General features: G+C 32.2%; 18 protein-coding genes. 2 read left to right on the forward strand and 16 right to left on the reverse strand.

The genetic code is table 11. From position 1 onward, the window contains the following. The first annotated feature begins 40 nt into the window (after positions 1-40). The gene (locus tag FNW52_RS09035; RefSeq protein WP_143377135.1) at positions 41-970 is read left to right on the forward strand and encodes a type IX secretion system membrane protein PorP/SprF; all 930 of its coding nucleotides are present in this window, start codon (positions 41-43) and stop codon (positions 968-970) included. Between the two features lie 11 nt (positions 971-981). Next, entirely contained in the window at positions 982-2,925 is a 1,944-nt protein-coding gene (locus FNW52_RS09040) for an OmpA family protein (RefSeq protein WP_143377136.1), read from the forward strand. Positions 2,926-3,111: 186 nt separating this feature from the next. Here the strand turns inward: FNW52_RS09040 and FNW52_RS09045 are convergent, their stop codons facing one another. From FNW52_RS09045 to FNW52_RS09120, 16 genes are all read right to left on the reverse strand, one after another. Further along, entirely contained in the window at positions 3,112-3,897 is a 786-nt protein-coding gene (locus tag FNW52_RS09045) for an O-methyltransferase (protein ID WP_185965944.1), read from the reverse strand. A 35-nt stretch (positions 3,898-3,932) separates the two neighbouring features. Next, on the reverse strand, positions 3,933-5,018 hold the full coding sequence (locus FNW52_RS09050; protein WP_143377138.1) for an MraY family glycosyltransferase: 1,086 nt from the start codon (positions 5,016-5,018) through the stop codon (positions 3,933-3,935). A 6-nt stretch (positions 5,019-5,024) separates the two neighbouring features. Further along, on the reverse strand, positions 5,025-6,233 hold the full coding sequence (locus tag FNW52_RS09055; RefSeq protein ID WP_143377139.1) for a DUF1972 domain-containing protein: 1,209 nt from the start codon (positions 6,231-6,233) through the stop codon (positions 5,025-5,027). A gap of 119 nt (positions 6,234-6,352) precedes the next feature. Beyond that, entirely contained in the window at positions 6,353-7,420 is a 1,068-nt protein-coding gene (locus FNW52_RS09060) for a glycosyltransferase family 4 protein (RefSeq protein WP_143377140.1), read from the reverse strand. A 1-nt stretch (position 7,421) separates the two neighbouring features. Beyond that, complete coding sequence (locus FNW52_RS09065; protein WP_143377141.1) at positions 7,422-8,648, reverse strand: glycosyltransferase family 4 protein; 1,227 nt, start codon at positions 8,646-8,648, stop codon at positions 7,422-7,424. A 45-nt stretch (positions 8,649-8,693) separates the two neighbouring features. After that, positions 8,694-9,431 carry a DapH/DapD/GlmU-related protein gene (locus FNW52_RS09070; RefSeq protein ID WP_143377142.1) on the reverse strand — a complete coding sequence of 246 codons (738 nt, stop codon included), beginning with the start codon at positions 9,429-9,431 and terminating at the stop codon, positions 8,694-8,696. Next, complete coding sequence (locus tag FNW52_RS09075) at positions 9,428-11,803, reverse strand: hypothetical protein (protein ID WP_143377143.1); 2,376 nt, start codon at positions 11,801-11,803, stop codon at positions 9,428-9,430. Before FNW52_RS09075 ends, FNW52_RS09070 begins: the two co-directional genes overlap by 4 nt. A gap of 115 nt (positions 11,804-11,918) precedes the next feature. Further along, positions 11,919-13,229: an O-antigen ligase gene (locus FNW52_RS09080; protein WP_143377144.1), complete on the reverse strand. Its 1,311-nt coding sequence runs from the start codon at positions 13,227-13,229 to the stop codon at positions 11,919-11,921. After that, entirely contained in the window at positions 13,229-14,344 is a 1,116-nt protein-coding gene (locus FNW52_RS09085; protein WP_143377145.1) for a glycosyltransferase, read from the reverse strand. Before FNW52_RS09085 ends, FNW52_RS09080 begins: the two co-directional genes overlap by 1 nt. Next, positions 14,335-15,567: a hypothetical protein gene (locus FNW52_RS09090; protein WP_143377146.1), complete on the reverse strand. Its 1,233-nt coding sequence runs from the start codon at positions 15,565-15,567 to the stop codon at positions 14,335-14,337. The genes FNW52_RS09085 and FNW52_RS09090 overlap by 10 nt, the downstream gene beginning before the upstream one ends. Positions 15,568-15,648: 81 nt before the next feature. Beyond that, positions 15,649-17,811, reverse strand: coding sequence for a Wzz/FepE/Etk N-terminal domain-containing protein (locus tag FNW52_RS09095; protein WP_143377147.1), 2,163 nt, complete (start codon positions 17,809-17,811; stop codon positions 15,649-15,651). Positions 17,812-17,825: 14 nt separating this feature from the next. Then, on the reverse strand, positions 17,826-18,554 hold the full coding sequence (locus FNW52_RS09100) for a polysaccharide biosynthesis/export family protein (RefSeq protein WP_143377148.1): 729 nt from the start codon (positions 18,552-18,554) through the stop codon (positions 17,826-17,828). Positions 18,555-18,573: 19 nt separating this feature from the next. Continuing rightward, the gene (locus FNW52_RS09105) at positions 18,574-19,008 is read right to left on the reverse strand and encodes a response regulator (RefSeq protein ID WP_143377149.1); all 435 of its coding nucleotides are present in this window, start codon (positions 19,006-19,008) and stop codon (positions 18,574-18,576) included. Positions 19,009-19,511: 503 nt separating this feature from the next. Beyond that, complete coding sequence (locus FNW52_RS09110) at positions 19,512-19,856, reverse strand: hypothetical protein (protein WP_143377150.1); 345 nt, start codon at positions 19,854-19,856, stop codon at positions 19,512-19,514. Positions 19,857-20,013: 157 nt separating this feature from the next. Beyond that, positions 20,014-20,742: a hypothetical protein gene (locus tag FNW52_RS09115; RefSeq protein WP_143377151.1), complete on the reverse strand. Its 729-nt coding sequence runs from the start codon at positions 20,740-20,742 to the stop codon at positions 20,014-20,016. Positions 20,743-20,753: 11 nt separating this feature from the next. Then, complete coding sequence (locus FNW52_RS09120) at positions 20,754-20,969, reverse strand: hypothetical protein (RefSeq protein WP_143377152.1); 216 nt, start codon at positions 20,967-20,969, stop codon at positions 20,754-20,756. Positions 20,970-20,973: the final 4 nt, after the last annotated feature.

A 20,973-nucleotide genomic window follows, 5' to 3' on the forward strand; every position in this document is an offset into this window, starting at 1 on the left:
AAAGAGTCAAGATTTTCAATTAACTATTAAAAAGAGAAAAATGAGAAAGAAAATAATCGCATTGTCATTGCTGCTTTTCTCGGGGGCGATTTTTAGTCAACAAGACGCACAGTTTACACAATATATGTATAACACAATAAATATTAATCCAGGGTATGCAGGGTCTAGAGAAGCGATGAGTTTTTTTATTCTGCATCGAACTCAATGGGTGGGGCTCGAAGGGGCACCAACAACCAATACGGCTTCAATCAATACTCCTATTAATGGGAGTAATATAGGACTTGGTGTTTCAATTGTTAACGATAAAATTGGACCATCAAGCGAAAATAATTTAGCGGTAGATTTATCCTATAGTATTAGAACCTCAGAACAATATGAATTGTCGCTAGGAATCAAAGCTACTGCAAATTTACTTAGTATAGATTTTAATAAGTTGAATCAGCATGATTCAAGTGATCCAATATTTGAAGAGAATATAGATAACAAATTTTCTCCCAATATAGGATTTGGTTTTTACCTGCATTCAGATAAATCATATTTAGGGTTGTCTGCACCTAATTTGTTAGAAACAAAACATTTTGATAGTTATGCAGGGGCAGGTTCTACGAGTCATGTGGCAAAAGAAAAGGTCAATTTATATTTAATTGCAGGTTATGTATTTGATTTGACTTATGATCTAAAATTTAAACCATCATTATTGGCAAAATATATACAAGGAGCTCCTTTGCAAGTCGATTTGTCTGCCAATATGATGTATAATAACAAGTTTGTACTAGGTCTTGCTTATAGATGGAGTGCTGCTGTAAGTGTGATGGCAGGATTTCAGGCTACTGATTCTTGGTTTATAGGATATGGTTATGACCTAGAAACAACACAATTAGCAAACTACAATTCAGGATCTCATGAACTCTTTTTACGTTTTGAATTGTTCAAAAAATACGATAAAATTATATCACCAAGATTCTTCTAAATCACTTTGCTATGACGAAAATTGTAACCCTAATTTACAGTGCAATATTGTTATTATTAACAGTATCTGTATATGGACAAAAAGCTAGAATTGAAGCCGCCGACAAAAATTATAATAACTATTCCTATATAGATGCCATCGCTACTTATGAGAGTGTCGCTCTAAAAGGATACAAAAACGAAAAAATGTTTCAGAAGCTAGGAAATGCTTATTATTTTAATGCAGATTTTGGTAAAGCCGAAAAATGGTACGGAGAATTATTTGCCTTAAATGAAGAACAAGAGTCAGAATATTATTATCGCTATTCTCAAACCTTAAAATCAGTAGGAGATTATGGCAAAGCAAATAAAATGCTAGAAAAATTTAATAAAAAAGCGGGGAATGATACAAGAAGTAAACTTTATGAAAGTCAAAAAAATTATCTAGAAGAAATTAAAGCAAATTCAGGGCGTTATACAATAGCCGATGCTGGAATTAACTCCGAATATTCAGATTATGGAAGTTCTTTTTCTAATGATAATTTGGTTTTTGCTTCGGCTAGAGATACAGGAAGGGTTTCTAAAAAAGTATTTAAATGGACGAATCAATCGTTTACAAATTTGTACAGTTCCGAGATAAATGCGGATGGAAATTTAGGTAATCCGAAGCGATTTAGTAAAATTATTAATTCAAAGTTTCATGAATCAACACCTGTTTTTACTAAGGATGGACAAACCATGTATTTTACAAGAAATAATTATCTAGACGGAAAACAAGGAAAAGATACTGAAAAAGTGACGCTATTAAAGTTATACAAAGCAACTTTGAATAATGGAAATTGGACGAATATTGTCGAATTGCCTTTTAATAGCAACGACTATAGTGTAGCACATCCAGCCTTGAGTGTAGATGAAAATACGCTTTACTTTGTTTCGGATATGCCAGGGACATTTGGTCAATCAGATCTGTTTAAAGTAGCCATAAAGCTAGACGGAACCTATGGAAAACCAGAGAATTTAGGCAATGCAATCAACACCGAAGGTAGAGAAACATTTCCATTTGTATCTGGAAATAATGAATTGTATTTTGCAAGTGATGGTCGTCCAGGTTTAGGAGGTTTAGATATTTTTGTTACTACAATAGGAAAAAATGGTACTTATTCGAGCGTACTAAATGTTGGTGCACCTATAAATGGTACACAAGACGATTTTGCCTTTTTGATAAATACAAAAGACAGCAGAGGTTTTTTTACCTCCAATAGAACTGGTGGAGTAGGGTATGATGACATTTATAGTTTTACAGAAACACGTAAGTTGCTTTGCGAGCAAGTATTGTCTGGTATTCTTATAGATCAAGAAACGGGGACAATACTAGCCAACGCAAAAATAAGTGTGTTTGATGAGCATTTTGAGCTTCAGCAAGAAATAACAACAGATGACAAAGGCTATTATAGTATTGAAGTAGCTTGTGGTAAAACGTATTATGTAAGAGCTTATAAAGAGGATTATGAAACAAAAGAAGAAAAGATTATTATAAAAAACACCAATGGCAAAACAGATTTTCCATTAAAATTAAACAAACTTTTAAAACCAATTAAAGTAGGGACAGATTTGACCAAAACATTGGATATTCCTGTTATTTACTTTGATTTGGATAAATCGGTCATCAGAAAAGATGCGACTTTTGAGTTAGCTAAAATATTAGTTGTTATGCAACAATTTCCAAAAATGAAAATTGATGTTAGATCCTATACCGATAGCCGACAAACAGAGCAATATAATTTGAAACTGTCTGATAAACGGGTAAAATCTACTGTAGATTGGTTGATAAAAAACGGTATAGAGAAAAATCGATTAACAGGAAAAGGATATGGAGAATCCCAATTGGTAAACAACTGCTCAGATGACGTACAATGTACAGAGCTGGAGCATCAAGCAAACAGACGAAGCGAATTTATTATTATATCGATAGACTAGAAAGCTTGATATTTAAAAAAAATAGATAGGTTTTAGAATAGTGTGGGAGGGACTTTTTTATTAAAGTCAGTTAAATCAATTAAGAAATAAAAAGTGTGCCGTTAATTATTTACTGCTGTAAATAGCTAACGGCACACTCAAAAAAAGGATTAAACATTTATAATTGGGAATTTTGCGGTATCTTTTTTAATCTATTTTTTGCCAAAAGCTAGTTTGTGAGATGTACAATCCCATAGGAGTAAAGCCAGTAAAACGTACTCTTTTATACAAGGAATCCATATGTAAACCACCTGGCCAGTTATTAGGGTGATCAGAATTATCTAAGACCATCCATCCTCCTTTTTTTAGTTTTGAAATAGACTTCTCTATGCATTCGTTGCGGTTGTTAAAATCATTTGATCCATCTACAAGAATTAAATCAAAGCTTTCGTTTTCAGCTTTGTCAAGTAACGCCCAAGTAGCTTCTTTTTGAGTATTCTGAAAACTAAACTGATCCATAACTTGCTTGTCAAATGATGCAGATTGTGCATAATCATTGACCGTTTTGTACCATAGTGTGTCATGTTCTATGCTAGTGACATCACATTTTTTTTCTAGAAACCACAGTGTTGAGTTTCCAGAACCAAATTCTAACACTTTTTTGCCTGGCTTTAAGATGTCATTCATAAAATTTATGGCTTCATATACAATAAAGGGAACAGGTCTCTCTATGATGTAACTTTTTTTGGCTTGCAAGTAAGTAGTTATTGCGGGTAATAAATACTTAAAAGAGGAAGGATTAATGCGATACCCTTCAAAATCGGTAATGCGCAATGAGGCTTTATGCGAATGTTCTTCGCCTTTATCCCTCCATGCTACGGTGTAGGAACCAGTCAGTTTATTAATCTTGCTTTCATAAAAGGTTTGAGCAGGTACATTAAATAACCCGTTGGATAAAGCTGTTTTTTTCTGTAGTAAATCTAAATATTCCATAAATTTCATTATTTATTGTTATTAAAGGATGGTTTTTAATTATTCTGTTTTTCTATTTCCTTGATAATTCGAATCCATTTTTGTAAATTATTGATGACTAATAGCAGCCTAATTATGATCCAAAAAACAAGCATAATAGAAAAAATGATTAAGGTTGTAGAATAGGAAGTGATTAATCCGAATCCTAAAAAGAAGAAAACTAAGCAAAGGATGATTACTGTTAATGCAATTTTTTTGTGTGTCAATCCAGCTCCAAGCAATAAATGATGTAAATGGGACTTGTCTGCTAAGAAGGGAGATTTACCTCGTTTTATTCGCCCCATATAAACCCGCAAAGAATCTAAAACGGGAATTGAGAAGAATGCTACCAAAACCAGAAATACATATTGATAATTGTATTCTTTTTGAATATCTTGTTTGCCCATAAGTTGTATACCTAAAGTCACTAAAGTAAACCCTAGAAATAATGAGCCAGAATCGCCCATAAATATTTTTTCGGGGGACAAATTAAACCTTAAAAAACCAATAATGGCACCAATAAAGATGACGCTTATTATTCCTAAATAATAATCGTTGTAATAGATAGAGGCCAATAAAAACATAGTAAATCCTAATAGTGATAAGCTGCCAAGTAGCCCATCTACTCCGTCTATTAGATTAAAAGCATTTACTACACCAGTAATTACCAAAATTGTAATTGCATACTGCAACCAAATTGCGATTTCATAAACCCCGAATACCCCGTAAAAAGAAAAAATACGTATTCCTGACAAAGCAATTATGAAGGATAATATTAGCTGAATTGCCAGTTTGTATTTGGGTCTTATATCATTTTTATCGTCTATAATCCCTAAAATTAGAACCGTAAAGGCCGCACTAAAAATAGAGAGGTATTCTTTTAAAATATAAAGACAGTTTCCAGATATTAAAATCACGGTAAGTGTTGTAAATACAATTGAAACTCCACCAATAAGCGGAACATTGCTAGTGTGTATTTTTCTTAAATTTGGGGTATCAACTAAGTTAATTTTTACTGCAATTCTTTTTATTATAGGGATGTATAATAAGCTCAGCAATAATGATAATACGCCTAGAGAAAGATATTCTAAAATGATTTTCATAATTATTTATTTTTCGTAAAACAATATGCTATTTTGAAAATGGGATAATTGGTATTCTTGTAATATGCTTGGGTGTAGTTTTTGTACTTCGCCCAAAACACTATTCTTAAGGTCAATTAAAAGGGCTTCTTTTATCAATAATTCATACTGTCTCGAAATAACTTTCCAAGTGTATCGTCTAGACGCTATTGCTTTCATTTCTATGCGTAGTTCCAGTAATTTTAATTCAGTAATGGTATTCAAATGTGTTATTAAATCTTCGGATGAGCCAAAATACAATGCTTTGTTTTCTGTCGTGATTTTATTGTACGATACATCATAAGCAATTACAGGAAGTGTCAAAAACATTGCTTCAACCAAGGACGGATTTGTCCCGCCTGCCGAATGCCCGTGTATGTATAAAGCGGCATTGCTTCGTATTAAATCAATTTCCCTTTGATCGTAAATGGGGTCAAAAAGAAAAATATTTTTGATGTCTTTATAGTTTTCTTTTAATGAAATACCGTATTTGCTATTATTCCAGTTGCCTACTATTACCAATTTCATTTTTGACTGTTTTTTGAAAGCTTCAAGAACTAGGTGTACATTGTTTTCGGGTTCTATTCTACACACTTTTACGGCATAATTTCTTTTTAGGAAACGATATTTTCTAATATCCTTACGATTGGGTTTTACTTGCATAGTATGATCTGCTCCATATTCTATAACTCTGCTCAGAGTTTTGTAACGAAGTGCTGTGTAATCTTGAATCGATTCGTTGTCAGAGATGTCTATATGAGAAAACTTGATTCCAATTTTCTCTGACCACCATAAATATAGTTTTGCAAACAAGGACCATTTGTCTCTTTTCCATTCCATTCCATCAATAGAAAGAATAATTTTTTTATTTGTAAAAATCCGAACAAAAGGCAATATCCATGCACCAGCTACTCCAAGTATTAATAGCACATCACATTTTTTTAAAGCAAGCAAAATAGAAATAGTATCATAAGGAATACTTTGAATCCCATTTGCATTCAATGGAATGTATTTTAAAGAAGCACCTTTATAATTTGAAATCCGTTCCTCTTTTGCATATTTGTTTTTAGAACAATAGACTGTAAAGTCATATTTTGAAGATAAATGTTCTATCAAATGTTCTGCAAGAGTTTCAAATCCACCGTATTTGGCAGGGATGCCTACAGTTCCTATTATTGCGATTCTATCTTTTTTCATGGTTTCTATGCTTTAGTAATAGTAAGTCAAAAACTGTACTATTGTTTTAATTTATTGTTTATCAGTACATTGTAATCTATTTTAAAGGGTTTGTTTCCATAAGTTGGAAAAAAATGAATTTAATTGGAAATGATTTTTATAGATTCTTTTTCAAAATAATCCTCACAAAAAAAAGTACTTTTTACAACGGCACTCTGACTCATTTGATGGTATAAAAATGGATTTAGGAATAGCTGATTTATTTTTTCAGAAATAAGAACCAATTCTTGACTGTCAATTAAATAGCCGTTTTTGTTATTCTCTACAAGTTCTGTCATGCCGCCTACAGGAGGAACGATTGTCGGAATTCCATAAGTCATTGCTTCTAATATGGTTAATCCAAAGGTTTCTTTGCAGAGCTGAGTAACCGTAAGATTAACAACAATACTGGCTTCTTTATAAAAAGGATGTACTTCTGTTTGACTAGTGTGCAAAATTAGATTAGAGGGCAAAAAAACATCTTTAAAATAATGATCTATTTCTTTTTGATTGGCGTTTAGAACCAGCTTAAAAATGTAATGCGGACATAGTTCAGCCAATTTTACAAACTCATTTATGCCTTTATATCTTTTTAAAGAGCTAATCATCAAAATAATTTTTGATTCTTTGTCTTTTCCTAAATGAAATCGTGCCTCTTTTCTAAAACTGTTTTCTATTACGTTATACAAGACATTATTTTTAACTTTCATAGGTTGCTGTTGGGCTAGAAAATTAGAAACATAAACTACATTTGTAGCACACAATTTGACGATTCCGAAAAGAAATTGATTCAAAATCTTTGGTTTTACTCCAGTTTCATGAATGTGATAAATAACTTTGCAACCAATAATTTTACCAACAAAGGCTGCTCCAAACGGGAATACGGTATTGATGTATAGAATGTCTTTTTTATTTAAAGTAAAAAACAATTGAACCGCTAATAGAAATTGGCTCGTTAGTAAGAAAAGCAACCGTATAATAGGATTTTTTGCAAAACGGTACCAATAAAAATGGGGTTTGACATGCGGGATATTCGATAAAAAGCCTTCTCCTGCACAAGTGTAGAGATGAGTTTCTATATCATTTTTTGTCCAACATTTTAATAATTGCATTAATACTTTTGGGCTTCCGCTATAATTATTGAGCAGGTGCACGGCTATAATTCTCATCTCATAAGGTATTATATATTGTTTTTAAATAATCTCCTCTACTATCCCATGTAAATTTATCTAGGTAGTGTTTTCGGGCATTGAGACTCATTTTATGTAGCAAATTTTTATCAAAATAGAGAGTTGTAAGGGCTTCTTTCAATTCTAAAATGGTTTCATTGTAGGTTGCTTGTGTCACCGCAAAACCACATTTAGAATTAATAAACTCACCAGGACCTTCATTATTTAAGCAAATTACAGGTAAGCCAAATGATAATGCCTCTGCAACCACCATGCCTGCGCCCTCATGAGAAGGAAACAAAAAAACCGATGACTGTTCGTAGCGTTTCATCAACTCGGTTCTATCAATCCATTCTATAATTTCTACATAAGGTTCAATATGATTTCGAGCAATGATGATTTTATAAAATTCTTTTTCAGGGCCTGTTCCTACAAGTGTTAGTTTGCATTTTATGCGATCTTCTATTGGCAAAGAGTCAATAAAATTGGCGTAGGAGAGTAGTGTCAAGTCAAATCCCTTCAAGGGTACAAAACGACCAACACTAATAATGTTGAACCCATGTTTTATACTAATGTTCCCTGAAAAATTATCTTCGGTAGCCACAGAGGGGAGTATCGAAAAGGGTTCTGTGCAAATTTTTAGAGCAGTTGCTACTCCAGAGTTCATACCTAATATATGAACTGACTTGCTTTTTGTTTTTTGCAAAGAAAAGGAGAGCTCCCAGAAACAATTCTTTATAAACCAAGTAACTCGGTCTTGCACCAAATACTTTAATGGGTAGGGATTTAAATAATGCTCGGGAATTTCTGGATGATGTCCTATTGGCCCCCAAACCATTGGTTTGTTTAGTTTCCATAAGGAGCTAGGAGTCCAGTCATTATGAAAATTTACGTTATGAGCAATGTCAAAATGTAAGTCTTGTTTTTTTATAAAGGGAACAATACTTTTTTGCCATAAATAATAATAGAGCATTGCACCACGACCTCCTTTTTTCCAGAAACGCATCCAATACGGTAAATCAAAATACAGGAAAGTAATGTTATTGTAAACCACATCTTGATTTTGATCCATATATTGATCGATCATCTTTTTATTGTTTTCTCGTGTAATTGCAATCACTTTGTTGTATCTCGCAATTTGATATACAAAGTTCCATCCCATTCCATTCTCGGAACCTTTGTACGGATTTATGGCATAACAACTGGCCAAAATAGTTTTAGTTTTCATTTCGGTAAAAGCTTATTTGTTAATGGTTATCTATGTTGTCGCCTTTTAATTATTTGTGTTTGCTAGTGCAAACTTGTTGTTAATGTCGATCTCATTGCTTCTTGTTTTTATAAGTTTTGCTGGAACGCCGCCTATTATACTATTGTCAGGAAAGGATTTTGTCACTACTGCACCAGCAGCAATGATGCAGCCATTGCCTAGTTGGACACCGTCCAGAATACTTACTTTACTCCCAATCCAGCAGTTTTTGCCTATTTTTATGCCTTTTCTATTCACTCCTTGGTGGCGAATTGAGACAGTCAAATCACTATAATTGTGATTTTCGGGATGACAGCTTAAATACCCGCCCACGATGCATTCGTCGCCAATTTCTAGGCCTCCTGATCCTCCAAGTGAGGCATATTCGCCTATACCTACGGAGTTTCCAATTACTATTTTGTCTCCCAAATCGTTTAATGTAGTCGAAACAATAATTCGGCTAAAAGCACCTATACTCACATTATTGCCAAATTGAATTCCGTTTTTGCTCAAGGCAGAGACAAATACAAAATCGCCCAATCGAAGAAATTTTCCCCATTTTATTTTAGACATATAAAAAAAAGAAACCCCTCTGCCAAGCATCATTCCTCTTGGTTTTCGAAAAGAAAATAGCACTTTTAAACCTCTCAACAAGCATCGAACTTGCATCCATACAAACTCAAGAATGGGGGCTAAACCCAAGGTCTCATCAAACTTGAAATTTGGATTTCGATATTGAATTATTTGCTCTAGGATGCGTTTCATTTTTTATTCTGAATTATAGTTGCTACGATATGATTTAGAGTGACGTCAAGATCTGTATTGTTGATGCATTCGTAAACAGTTGAATGACTTTTAGACTTTAATTTTGTAAATAGGTTTTTATAGTCGTTTGTTAGCTGTTCTATAGTTGTTTTACTAAGCTCTTTTTTTCTATTGAGAATTACAGAAACATCGGCAAATAGGAAAAAATTAAATTTCGGTTTTAGTAAAAACTGGTACCCAAAAGAGGGTATCTTTTTGGATAAAACAATATTACTTCGCTTGCTATCGTTAATAAAATCAAAGTAGTATCTGTCGTAAAGAACCACATAACCTCTTAGAATATATTTAAAATAAATAAAAAACTGGCCTATCAGATAATCAAAATAATAATAGGAGAACCTAAAAAAAGAAGACACTACATTTGTGTTTTTTCCCTGTCTTGGTAAACTATCTGTTGCCTGTTGATGTGCTTTTTGTTTGCCTTTTGTCCAGACACTCAAAATGGGGAGTATAGAAGGTCTGTGTCTTAGAATAACAACGGGTTTTCTAAGTTGCTTTTCTATTTTGTAGGCCAATAGGTTTATGATAGTAGATTTTCCTGCACCATCTACACCACTAAAAGTAATAGTGAAGCCTTCATTATGAGCAATGTTCTTTACAGTATCTATGAAATAATTAAAAGTGTTTTTTAAAAACGAAAACCCTTTGTTCTCTTTTTTTTGCTTCACAAAACCCTTGATATTTCTAGTATCTCTGCTCCCTTTGTTAAAGTAGTCTTGAAATATTAGATCAATTGCTTCGGTAGAATTTTCTATGACTTTTTTACACTCTAAATATTTTTCGGGAATTTTAGATTTATTAAGAGTATAAAATAGGGTTATAAATCGTGCGGTATCAATTTCAGAAGCATTTTTTGAACCATAATTGTTTTTATAATTATTTGCAATTATTTGTTTTGCACTCAATATTTCATAATTCTTAATTTTTAGTTGCCATATTAAATCTATAGATAGAATACCTCCTTCGAGTGTAAAAACTTGAATGGTATTCATAAATGATTTTTGATTAACAGTGATTCTGGAGACCAAAGAGTGGTTTCTAAGATACTTTACTATTGTTTTATTGTTGTTTTTATCAATAACTAAGTCAATGTCTGAATCGATACTTAAATCTTCGGGGTATCCTTTAGGGTATTTTAGTGCTGCATAATCTTGAATTTCTAATAAGTCAAACAGATCCATAATTATCATTTCTCTTTGATTATAGTGTTCGGCTATAAAAAGATTCAATGCTTCGTTCCAGACTTGCAATGTCCAATAAATTTGTTTGTACCATTTAGGATGATTGGCATAGATTTGTATGTTTTGCATGCAATTTATGATCAAATACCATTTTAGATATTCATTTAGATTCTGGTCAAACAAAGAATTTCCAAATTCATTTTCATTAAAAGTTAGGATGTCTTGATAGATAAGTTTCCAACTTTTTTGTTCAACGAGAATCCCTTGTTGCATAATATAATGAAAATAGTCATACCCTTTTGGTCTTTGAAAACTGGCTAATTCCCAATCGTATATTGCGATTTCGTTTTTAGTTTTATACATATTCCATTGTGTAAAATCACCATGGGAAAGATGGGTTTCTACTTCTTTACTGGGAATGCAGTTTTGAATTAAGGTATTTAGTTTCCGAACAATATTTTTTGGAATTCTTTCATCTGTACTACCCTCAAACTTTCTTTTTAGGGTATTGAAGAGTGTCCATTTATCCACAAGGATTGTTTTTTTTTCTATAAAGCTCATTTCTACCAACGCTGTAAGATGTGCTGGAGTAAAAGTTTTTGTTCTTTTTCCATTAGCGGATATGTCAGTAAGCTGTACTATATATTTGCTTATAAATGATGCTTTCGGGATAATAAAATCGGTTTCTTTTAATTGTAATTTTTCTAAAAAAGTGCGCTCTGTCGTAATCATTTTTCGAGCGCTTTCAGTAGCGGCTATTTTGTAAAAATTAGTATTGGCATATAGAACAGCTTTACTATTTAGCCCAATAGTTCCCATAAAGAGAGCCCAGTCTTTTGTGCAATCAAAAATTGGATTGTCCTCCTTAGTAAACAAAAAGAGTTTCTTATGAAATATGATTTTTTGTAATCGTAAGAGAAATACAGTTTGTATTGTCATGGCAAATAGTCTGGCTCTAATACTACTTATATTATAGAACTTTAAAAAGAGCGGTTTTTTGCAACTGGCATTCCAGACCCATCTCATGGTTTGGTCTGGATTGTTTATAGAAAGTAATTCTAGTTTTGCTGTGCTTTGACTGTCTTTTCCTAAAGTGGATGAATATCCAAATTTTTTTAAAATCATTTCCATCGTGCAAAGTTTTAGGCTTTAGATATAAGGAAAAGTATGCCAAATAAAAAAGTCCTTATTTTAGTGGAGGTAAGCAACGATAAAAGAAATTAAAATTCCATATTTTGGAAATTAATTATTTTATGGAAAGATCTTCGAAGACTAATTCTGGTCTTCTTTTTTTTAATTGTAGTTTCTGAATGTTGGTGAGATGTGGGTTGTTTTTAAAAGAAATCGAAAAAATAATCATTTGATAAAATAAAATACCATAATTACTATCGCCAAAAATCCCAAATTCTGTAAAAGAATTAATCAAAACGGGAATCATAATTCCAATAAGCATTAATCGAGTCTCTTTGTTCTCGGATAGAAAGGCTCGTAAAGTATAGATTAACTGAAAGATAGCAATTGTAAATCCTATAAATCCTAAGTTCATTAACACCTGTATAAAAGTATTATGAGTCATGTTTCCTGGGTAAGTATGAGTTCCTTGAAAATAGTCTTTGTAATCAATTCTCATATAACCAAAACCTAGTAGCGGTTCTCTTGGCAATCCCTCTGTAATAAGGGCTTTCCAGAATGGTAATCTACCCGTTAAACTCATTACTTCCTCTAGTCGAGAACTGTCCCCATCCTTTAGAATCATTTTGTTTATTGCAATGGGAGCTATTAATAATACCGCAGTAATGAAAACTACTTTTAGCATTTTTCCTTTGGTTTGTTTGATATGAAAAAAGACAATTAGTAACGCACCAATCAAGGAAGATCGTGATCCAGTCATGTACAACGCCCAAAAAAGCAGTAGTATTTTTATAACTGTTCCTGTTTTGTTTTCTTTTTGATACAAATCAAATAGTAAACAGGATACTCCAACTCCTGCAAGCATTCCTAATTCATTCGGATTCATGATTGTTCCGCCTAACCGCGCCTCTTCGCCACCATTGGTAAATCTAAAAAAGGTTGTTGGATCGATAAACATACCAATAATAAAAACCATTATAATTACAAAAACAGCATTGCCTAGCAAATGATACAATCGAATCGAATGTCCCTCAAAATAATAATCTAATACTTTGATGCTTTTGATAAAAAAATAAGCAAATACCAAACTTTGAAAAGTCATAAACCATTGTAAAGCACTATAACCAGGATTGGTACTCCACAGGAAAGAGATAAATCCCAATGCGAGATAAAGTAAGTAAAGCAATGGCGAAAATATATTTTTGTACCCCATAGTATGAATCGCACCGTAGCGAATAATGCTATAATAAAGTGCAATTGATGACAACATAACACCCATTCTACCCACCACTTTTATCCCTCTAGTTATTATAACATTATCACTCCATGTAAAAAAGCAAGCAATCATTAATAATAGAATGATAAACAAATAGGTATTTGTTCTTTTTAAGAAGGGAGCGTGTAGGTTTGTCAGATTGGGTTTCATTAGCTGCTGTATAATTCTTGATTAAATTGCTGAATGATTCTTTTCCAATTGTAGTTTTCCTGAATCATGGTTATGGCGTTTTGTTGCAGCTTAGAAAACGCTACAGGATTGTTCCAAATAGAACTTAATGCAGACATTGCCACTTCTAATTCTTGACTGTTTTGTGTATAAATTGTTTTTCCCGCTTGATATTCTGTGATTAGATCGCCAATATTGGTTGTGTCTGTTACCACACAGGGTTTTCCAAAACTAGCCGCCTCGATAACAGAAAGGGGTAACCCCTCGTTGCGAGAAGGATGAACAAAAACATCCATTTTAGATAATAGAATGTCTTTTTCTGTGCCGAATTTGCTCCCGAAAAGGAGTATGCTTTGTTCTAGATTTTTTGCTTTAATTTTTTGTTCTAGATTGTATTTTTCGTTGCTGTCCCCAATAATCCAGAGTTGAGCATTTGGCGTTTTGTCAAGCAAAATTTCAAAAGCTTCAATTAGCGTATCTAGCCCTTTGGTGTAAATATCCAATCGTCCTATAAACCCGAAGACGATATTTTTGTTCAAGGATTTTGTGGTAAGTATCACTTTGTTATTTTCATATCCATAAGGCAATAATATTGATTTTGGAATAGAAAATAAGTTTGACAATCCAATCATTTCGCTTTTTCCGATGCAATGTATTTTTATTGTTTTTAGTAGCAATCTTTTTTCAAACAAATGAAAATATATTTTTTTTGCCCAATAACTTCTTTTCATTGCAATAGTATTGTATGCACCATGTGGCGTAAATACAAATGGGATTTTATGTTGAGATAGTATTTTTGATATAGTCGAAAAAACAGGAATCCAGCCTCCGTGAAGATGAAATATGGCTTGCTCATTTTGATGGATCAATGCCATTTTTAATTGCTTAGAGACCTGAAACGGATTGCGTTGTTGCAAAAATAGTTGGGTGTCGAAATTGCGATTTTCATAGTTTTTTTCTTCGTTTATGGCAATTCCCCACACCGATACTTTTAGCCCAGCTTCTACTTGTTTAGTAGCGAGTTGATGTACCACTTTATTAACGCCATTCATCCTTTCGGGATTGGCTTTTCCTAAAACAAGGTGTATTATATCCATAATTGAAATTGATTTTTTTTGAGTTGATTTTGCCAATAAAAGGTCATGACTAATTGATTTATAGCAAGTCCCGCAACAGCACCGTATAAGCCAAAGTAATTGAGAAAAAAATGAAAAGTAACTACTGATAATGCAAAGGAAATTACATATCCATAAAAAAACACTTTATTTAAAACGAGTGTTTTTATGGCAATTCGGATAGGATAATTTAGAAAAATAAAAAGGTATAGAATGGTCATAATCTTTACGACATAGCCATATTTTTGATATTTGAAGCCTCCAGCAAGGATAATAATCTCATCAGAAAATATAAAAACAAATGTCAATATGGAGCCAAAAATGACCAATCCTATTAATGAAATATCGATTAAGTATTTTTTTGCTTTGGCAAGAGATTGATGATGGAAATAAATCACTTTGGGCAATAAATAATTTTCAATAGAAATTAAAGCAACACTCAGAACTCCAAAAACAGATTGCACCAATCGCAAAGCACCAAGAGCTTCGATACCCAAGTAAAGACCAGACACTAGTACAAAGAAATTGCTAGACCCCCATTGTAAGAAAGCGATATAAACCAGCCATTTGCCTTGTAGAATATGATTGTCTCGAAAAAGTTTCCAAGATCGCGGAGTTTCAAAATTTTTAATGATAAAAATGAAACCGGGCAAGGATGAAGCTAGATTGGCAATGCTGATTATCCAAAGCGTATTAGACAATTGAATCCCGTCTCGCAAAACATAAAATAGTATAATTATTAAAAGGGTAAAAAGACTATCGATAATAAGAGCATTTGTAACTTGCGCCAGTCCCAAGAAAAATTTTCTAAAAAAATCCTGTATCAATAATCCAAATATAAAAAAAGCAATAGTGTTTCCGTACGCACTGTAAATGGATAATATAGGCAAGCAAAGGAATAATAGTTTGACAATTAGTATAAAAAGTGCGATTAAAAATAGTATGACCAGACATAGAAAAACAAAATATTGTTTTTTTTGTTGCACCTTGAGATAGGATACCTGAAACGGCTGTATAACAAGTGCCGTGGTAATACTCATGGTTAAATACACAAAAAGCATCAATGTAGAGAACAAACCAAAACTTTTTAAATCTAGTTTTTGAGCTAAAAATAACATAAGCAAAAAGTTAGTTCCGCTATATATGGCTTGGTCTAGTAGCACCAAAGCAGGTTGTGAAAAGAATATTTTTTTTATGTAATTCATAAGTAGATACTATTTGTTTTTCATCGTTCATATGGTATCGCCATTCTTCATTCCAGCTTGTGATTTGCAATCATGGCGATTTCATAGGTACAATGTGTTTTTTTTATAATTAGTCCAACGTTTTTTTAGCTCTACCATAATACTGGGATGATAATTTGCTTTATTGAGAATGAACCATAATGATTGTAATTGGTATTCCTCTTTTAGTAATTCCATAGTAACAATTGTTTTTTTAGCAGTTCTTCTGCTGTCTAAAACAAATAAGTTTTGTGTTGCCAAGCTCATAAACAGTAAGGCCAATCGATCTTCTTTGATCGATTGGTTGTTTATAATACACAAATCATATTCTTTTGTTTTTTCTTTAAATTCATTTTCGAATGCCGTTTTGGTATAACTCAAATATTTTAAATCCGAATAATCAGCATAATCAATTCCTTCTGAGATGTACTTCAATCCCCCAGTGGCATCTATGATTAGAATTTTTCGGCCTTGTTCATGTAATGCTCTTGCAAAATTCTCAGTGTGAAACAAATGATCGTATGAATCATCATAAGAACTAATGGCAAGAATACTTTTGTTTTGTATGATTCCTTTTAGTTCTAGTTGTACAACATCTTTGAGGAAATTGATTCTTATTTCTTCTTGTGATCTTATGTAAGGTGTTGTAAGAGCAATAGGGATGGAGCCATTTTTTTCTATAGTATAAGTGTCGTTAACTTTAGCTTTTGTAAAATGTACGAGATAAATAATAAATACCGAACCAAACATTCCTAGCAAAATAGAGACAATAATTATAACAGAACGTATTGGGAAAAAAGGTTTTTTGGGTACTTCACCTGGTGTAATTATTTTATGAAAAATGATTCGCGCTGATTTTGCAATTTCGGCTTCAATTCGTTTTTGGTTCAAAATGTTATACGCATTTTCGTAAAGATTGAATTCACGATTTAAAATTTCCAGATTTTTTTCTTTTTCAGGAAAACCCACAAAAACACTTTCTAGCTGATAAATGTCTCGTGAAAGGGCATCGTATTTTATTTGTAAATCTCGTTCACTATTCTTAACACTCTCGATTTGGTAATCAATAAGATCTTTTAGTTTGGCATCAATCACTTTTACTTTTTCATTTTCGGGAGTATAGACAAGTAATAAATCTTTTTTTTCGGCCTGTAAATTTTTCATGCTCTTTACTAATTCAGTAGATAGTAAATCTGTATAGGCCTCAAAATTTGGGGCGAGATCAAAGAAGTTTTTTTTGCCAGAGTCAATGTATCTATTTAATTTTTTTATAGCGTTCAAGCTCATTCGAACATTGGTTTGCTGAATTTTTAGCTGCGCAATTCTTCTTAAATCAGTTTCTGATTCTTGTTTTATATTAATGACATTTTTTTTATCTCTATAATTTTGGAGGTTGTTTTCGGATGTTTTTAGTTTATTGCGAGATTTATTTATTTCTTGTTTAATAAAATTTACTGTGACATTTGCATCCAGAAATTTGGTCTCTATGTAATCTTTGATGTACGTTTCGGCTAATTTATTAACAAAAAGGGCTGTTTTTTCAGGAACATTACTTTTAAAATTGATGCGTACTATAGGAACATCTCTATCTACAGATGATACATCGAGGTTTTGATTGACTTTATCCATCAATTTTTGATCGCTTAAAAATTCGAACTCATAAGTATCAATGATTTTTATTTCTTTTTTAGACTTTATAAAAAGCCTATCGAGTGTAATTAAAAAAGTACCACCTTTAGTTGCGATTGGTTTATTAAAAAAACCTTCAATTTTTTGATTGGCAACAGGATCATAAAGTGTGAATGCTGTTTCAGAAACAACATTTATCAAAAATCGTTTGTCATATATTTTATCAGATTTTGATAAAGCTTTTACAATAATTGGAGAGTTATTGAACAACTCTACGGATTTAAATTTACCTTTTCTATAGATTTCGATATCAAATGGTAATTCCTTAAGTGTTTTTTTTAATAAATTTGATGATTTTAAAACTTCTATTTCTGTTGCTATTTTATTTGTTGAGGTAAAAGCACCTGAATTTTTAACAGTATTTGCGCTAGGAACACCTTCTTGATTATCGGCCAATTTTAGTTTAGCAGTACTTTCATACATAGGAGTAACATATTCTAAGTACTTTTCAGCTAATAAAAGGGCTATAAACATTGCCAAAAGAATGATTGGTATGCCTTTAAGAAGCGGTCTGAGTAATCTAATGTTTTCGTTCATTACTTAAGTTTTCATTAAAACAATCCTATAAGAATTGCTGCAGCCGTTATCGTTGAGGTAAAAGGGATGATAATCGAAATTCTTTTGTCGAACTCTTTATTCTTTTTAGAAGGAACAATAACAACATCGCCAGGATAAAGCTGAATGTTTCTATTGCGAATATCATCTGGATTTGTCAAATCGATATTCGTTACCCGTACATTTTCTCCTTCTTGACGTAATATTTTTATAGCTCTCAAGTTGGCATAAAATTCAAAACCTCCTGTTTTGCTAATCATTTCTATGAGTGAATTATGGTCTTTGTCTACTGTAATTACATTCGGATTTCTAACCTCTCCTAGAACTGTAATTTCTTTGTTAAGGACTTTTACATCTATAATTGGATTAATGATCCATTTTTTGAGCTGATTTTTTATATATTCTTTCAACTCGGGAACAGTTTTGTTAACTACGTTTGTAGTCCCAATTTTAGGAATTTCTATGTTCCCATTTGCATCTACAAGCAGCCATTTGCCATATACTTCGTTCGAGTCATAAATTCCATAAACAGATCCTACACTTAGACCTTCCTCGCCCCAAACGGATAGGGAAATTTTATCATCTTTTCTAATTCTATATTGATAATTTGCATCGTATGAAAAAGTAGTAGTATCCTTTATGGGTTCCTTTGTTTCAAATAGATTGTACGTTTTACACGAAGTAAAAAGTATTGAGACTAGAAAAATTTTGATTATAATTCTCATAAAGCTACTGTGTTTAAAACTAGAAGAATGAAAGGATCCTTTGTACAATAGTGGGATTAGATTCTCTCATCATTTCTTTGATTGTGACTATTTTATTAATGACGTTAGTAACTTTGGTACTTACCGTTCCATCTTTTATTAAGTAGTCAAAGGCTCCGTATTTGAGCGCATCTACGGCAGTTTCTATGTTTTCCTGACCAGAAATCATGACGACATAGATGTTTGGATTGTATCGTTTTATTTTCTTTAAAACATCAAATCCTTTCATACCATCCATATTATGGTCTAAGAATATAATATCTGGGTTTTGGTCAAGATTGTCAATGCAATCATTGCCGTTACTGTAATAGGTGATATCGTAATGACCAATGTTTTTTAGAAATTGTTCATAAACATTGGCACAAAAAATATCATCATCAACAATAAAAAATTTGAATTGGGGTTCAGCTTCCATAGTATAATAATTATTTTGATAATTCTTATGCTAAAATCAAACCAGTTTTTTTATTTGTTGATTTACAGTGTGTTAGTGGTTTTGGTATTTTGCTTATGTTCCAGATTTTGGAAAATTATCCTGAATTAAATCAAGAATTACGGGAGGGTTTAGTAGTTTTAAAATTGATAAACCCTGTTTTTCAAAATAACATTTTGAAAAACAGGGTTTATCCTTCACGCTCCATAAAGTCTCATGACTTTTGTTTTTTTTTTAAAGTTATTGTAAGTCGTAAAAGTGAATCTCCCGACTCTTTCCGTGAATGTTTTTAGTACTGTATGCGTTTCAAGTGTTATAAGTAAAACACTATTATTTATAAAGTATTTAAGGTAGTACCTTTTATTTGATTTATGTCTTTTAAGAACATTAAAAAAATACACAAAGAGTCTGAAGACTTTGTGCAACGGGGGAAGTTGTAAATTATTGTAAGGTTGTTTTTTTAAATTATTTACTGCTTATTTTACTCATAATTCTATAGTAAATTCATGGTTCATAAAATCATAAATACGGGTTTGTCCATCTTCATAGAATGTTTTTTGCGCTAGTTCTTCTACGTCCTTGGTAGATAAATAAGCAATTATTTTACCATCCTTAAAATTTATAGTTTCCCCTATTTGAGACAATTCAAATACCTTGAAATTAACTCTAGCAGTAACGGAGTAATTGAATGTTTTATTCCCGTTTGAATCGCTGAAACTTATTCTGTTTTGCTCTTTATTACAAGTGTATAATGCTCTATTTTTTTTATTATGGAGCATTAAGGTTACATCGTTGTCTATAATTGTTATTTCTGAGGTTGTTTTAACCATAATTTTTTTAATTTATATAGAATGTCAAAAAGAAAAACCCGCGCCCATTCCAATTATCAAACCCAATTTATTTTTTTATTCCTTTCTCACTTTGTCGATGTACTGTATGGTCACGGATTGCAAATCCGCGTTATCGGGAGTTAAATATAGCTTAAAACTATTTCAAATCAGGATATGTCCACTCGAAGCCAGGAATTATTTCCTTATACTTAATCAAATCTTTTCTAGCTATAATTTCTCCAGTATTCCCATCTAAATAATATGTTTTGACTTTCTGCTCCATTCTTTCACCGTCCATTCCGTCTAAATTAGGTACTGAATAAGGTTTTCCTTTTTCTACAACTACCTTCCACAATTTCTCGCTTGAGTTTTTTGAAAAATCATAATAAATTTCCAATTTTTCTCTATTTTTTCCATTACGTAAATTAATCTGTCCTTCATGGTCTAAAAAAGCAAGTACTTCGTTGTAGCCAAAAGCTCCGAATTTTTTATCCTCGTCTTCTTCTCTTATCACCTTGCCTTGCTCGTCAAAATATGTCCAAATACCTATTTTCATAATGGTAGATCCAGGGTCGCACTCCCCAAAATATTTGCCTTTTTCTTTGATTATGCCACTATTTTTGTAATACAACTTGTATATGGTATAAAAGGCAGGTTTTGGTGGGAGTATACCCCAGTCAGGATATGAAGGGTCTACAAAACTACCATCTTTTAAATTGTATAAACTTGGATTTTCAACATCCTTAAACGCTGCATTATCTTTTTCCCATTTATTATAATCCATTTTTTCAAACATATAGTCTCCTTTTTTTTCTTGGTTTGTAATAAGTCCAGTTTTGCAACTGTATAGCAATAGTAAACTTGCGAATAAAATTATTTTTTTCATGCCCCAAATATTTATTGTTGAAAATCATTTTTCACCCTATCGTTAACAATTTGCCACTGCCATTGCCATATTGTAAATCGATCTATAGGGGTTCTGGTTATAATATTTCCATCGGCATCTTTTTGGGTTTCAACAGGGTCTTTTACCCAATGCGAATAATCCATTACATTGTCCGTCTGCATGGCTTTGTAAGTAAACTTGGCTTTGCTATAAAAATTGTGTGGCAATCCT

It is taken from the genome of Flavobacterium sp. ZT3R18, from assembly GCF_007097385.1.
In the GTDB taxonomy this organism is placed as follows: Bacteria; Bacteroidota; Bacteroidia; order Flavobacteriales; family Flavobacteriaceae; genus Flavobacterium.

Excerpts from the sequence above, each read along its gene's own strand:
- FNW52_RS09100 (WP_143377148.1), bottom strand. The coding sequence starts at position 18,554 with ATGAGAATTATAATCAAAATTTTTCTAGTCTCAATACTTTTTACTTCG.
- FNW52_RS09050 (WP_143377138.1), bottom strand. The coding sequence starts at position 5,018 with ATGAAAATCATTTTAGAATATCTTTCTCTAGGCGTATTATCATTATTG.
- FNW52_RS09085 (WP_143377145.1), bottom strand. The coding sequence starts at position 14,344 with ATGGATATAATACACCTTGTTTTAGGAAAAGCCAATCCCGAAAGGATG.
- FNW52_RS09105 (WP_143377149.1), bottom strand. The coding sequence starts at position 19,008 with ATGGAAGCTGAACCCCAATTCAAATTTTTTATTGTTGATGATGATATT.
- FNW52_RS09045 (WP_185965944.1), bottom strand. The coding sequence starts at position 3,897 with ATGGAATATTTAGATTTACTACAGAAAAAAACAGCTTTATCCAACGGG.
- FNW52_RS09060 (WP_143377140.1), bottom strand. The coding sequence starts at position 7,420 with ATGAGAATTATAGCCGTGCACCTGCTCAATAATTATAGCGGAAGCCCA.
- FNW52_RS09035 (WP_143377135.1), top strand. The coding sequence starts at position 41 with ATGAGAAAGAAAATAATCGCATTGTCATTGCTGCTTTTCTCGGGGGCG.
- FNW52_RS09055 (WP_143377139.1), bottom strand. The coding sequence starts at position 6,233 with ATGAAAAAAGATAGAATCGCAATAATAGGAACTGTAGGCATCCCTGCC.
- FNW52_RS09115 (WP_143377151.1), bottom strand. The coding sequence starts at position 20,742 with ATGAAAAAAATAATTTTATTCGCAAGTTTACTATTGCTATACAGTTGC.
- FNW52_RS09095 (WP_143377147.1), bottom strand. The coding sequence starts at position 17,811 with ATGAACGAAAACATTAGATTACTCAGACCGCTTCTTAAAGGCATACCA.
- FNW52_RS09040 (WP_143377136.1), top strand. The coding sequence starts at position 982 with ATGACGAAAATTGTAACCCTAATTTACAGTGCAATATTGTTATTATTA.
- FNW52_RS09080 (WP_143377144.1), bottom strand. The coding sequence starts at position 13,229 with ATGAAACCCAATCTGACAAACCTACACGCTCCCTTCTTAAAAAGAACA.
- FNW52_RS09110 (WP_143377150.1), bottom strand. The coding sequence starts at position 19,856 with ATGGTTAAAACAACCTCAGAAATAACAATTATAGACAACGATGTAACC.
- FNW52_RS09070 (WP_143377142.1), bottom strand. The coding sequence starts at position 9,431 with ATGAAACGCATCCTAGAGCAAATAATTCAATATCGAAATCCAAATTTC.
- FNW52_RS09065 (WP_143377141.1), bottom strand. The coding sequence starts at position 8,648 with ATGAAAACTAAAACTATTTTGGCCAGTTGTTATGCCATAAATCCGTAC.
- FNW52_RS09090 (WP_143377146.1), bottom strand. The coding sequence starts at position 15,567 with ATGAATTACATAAAAAAAATATTCTTTTCACAACCTGCTTTGGTGCTA.
- FNW52_RS09075 (WP_143377143.1), bottom strand. The coding sequence starts at position 11,803 with ATGGAAATGATTTTAAAAAAATTTGGATATTCATCCACTTTAGGAAAA.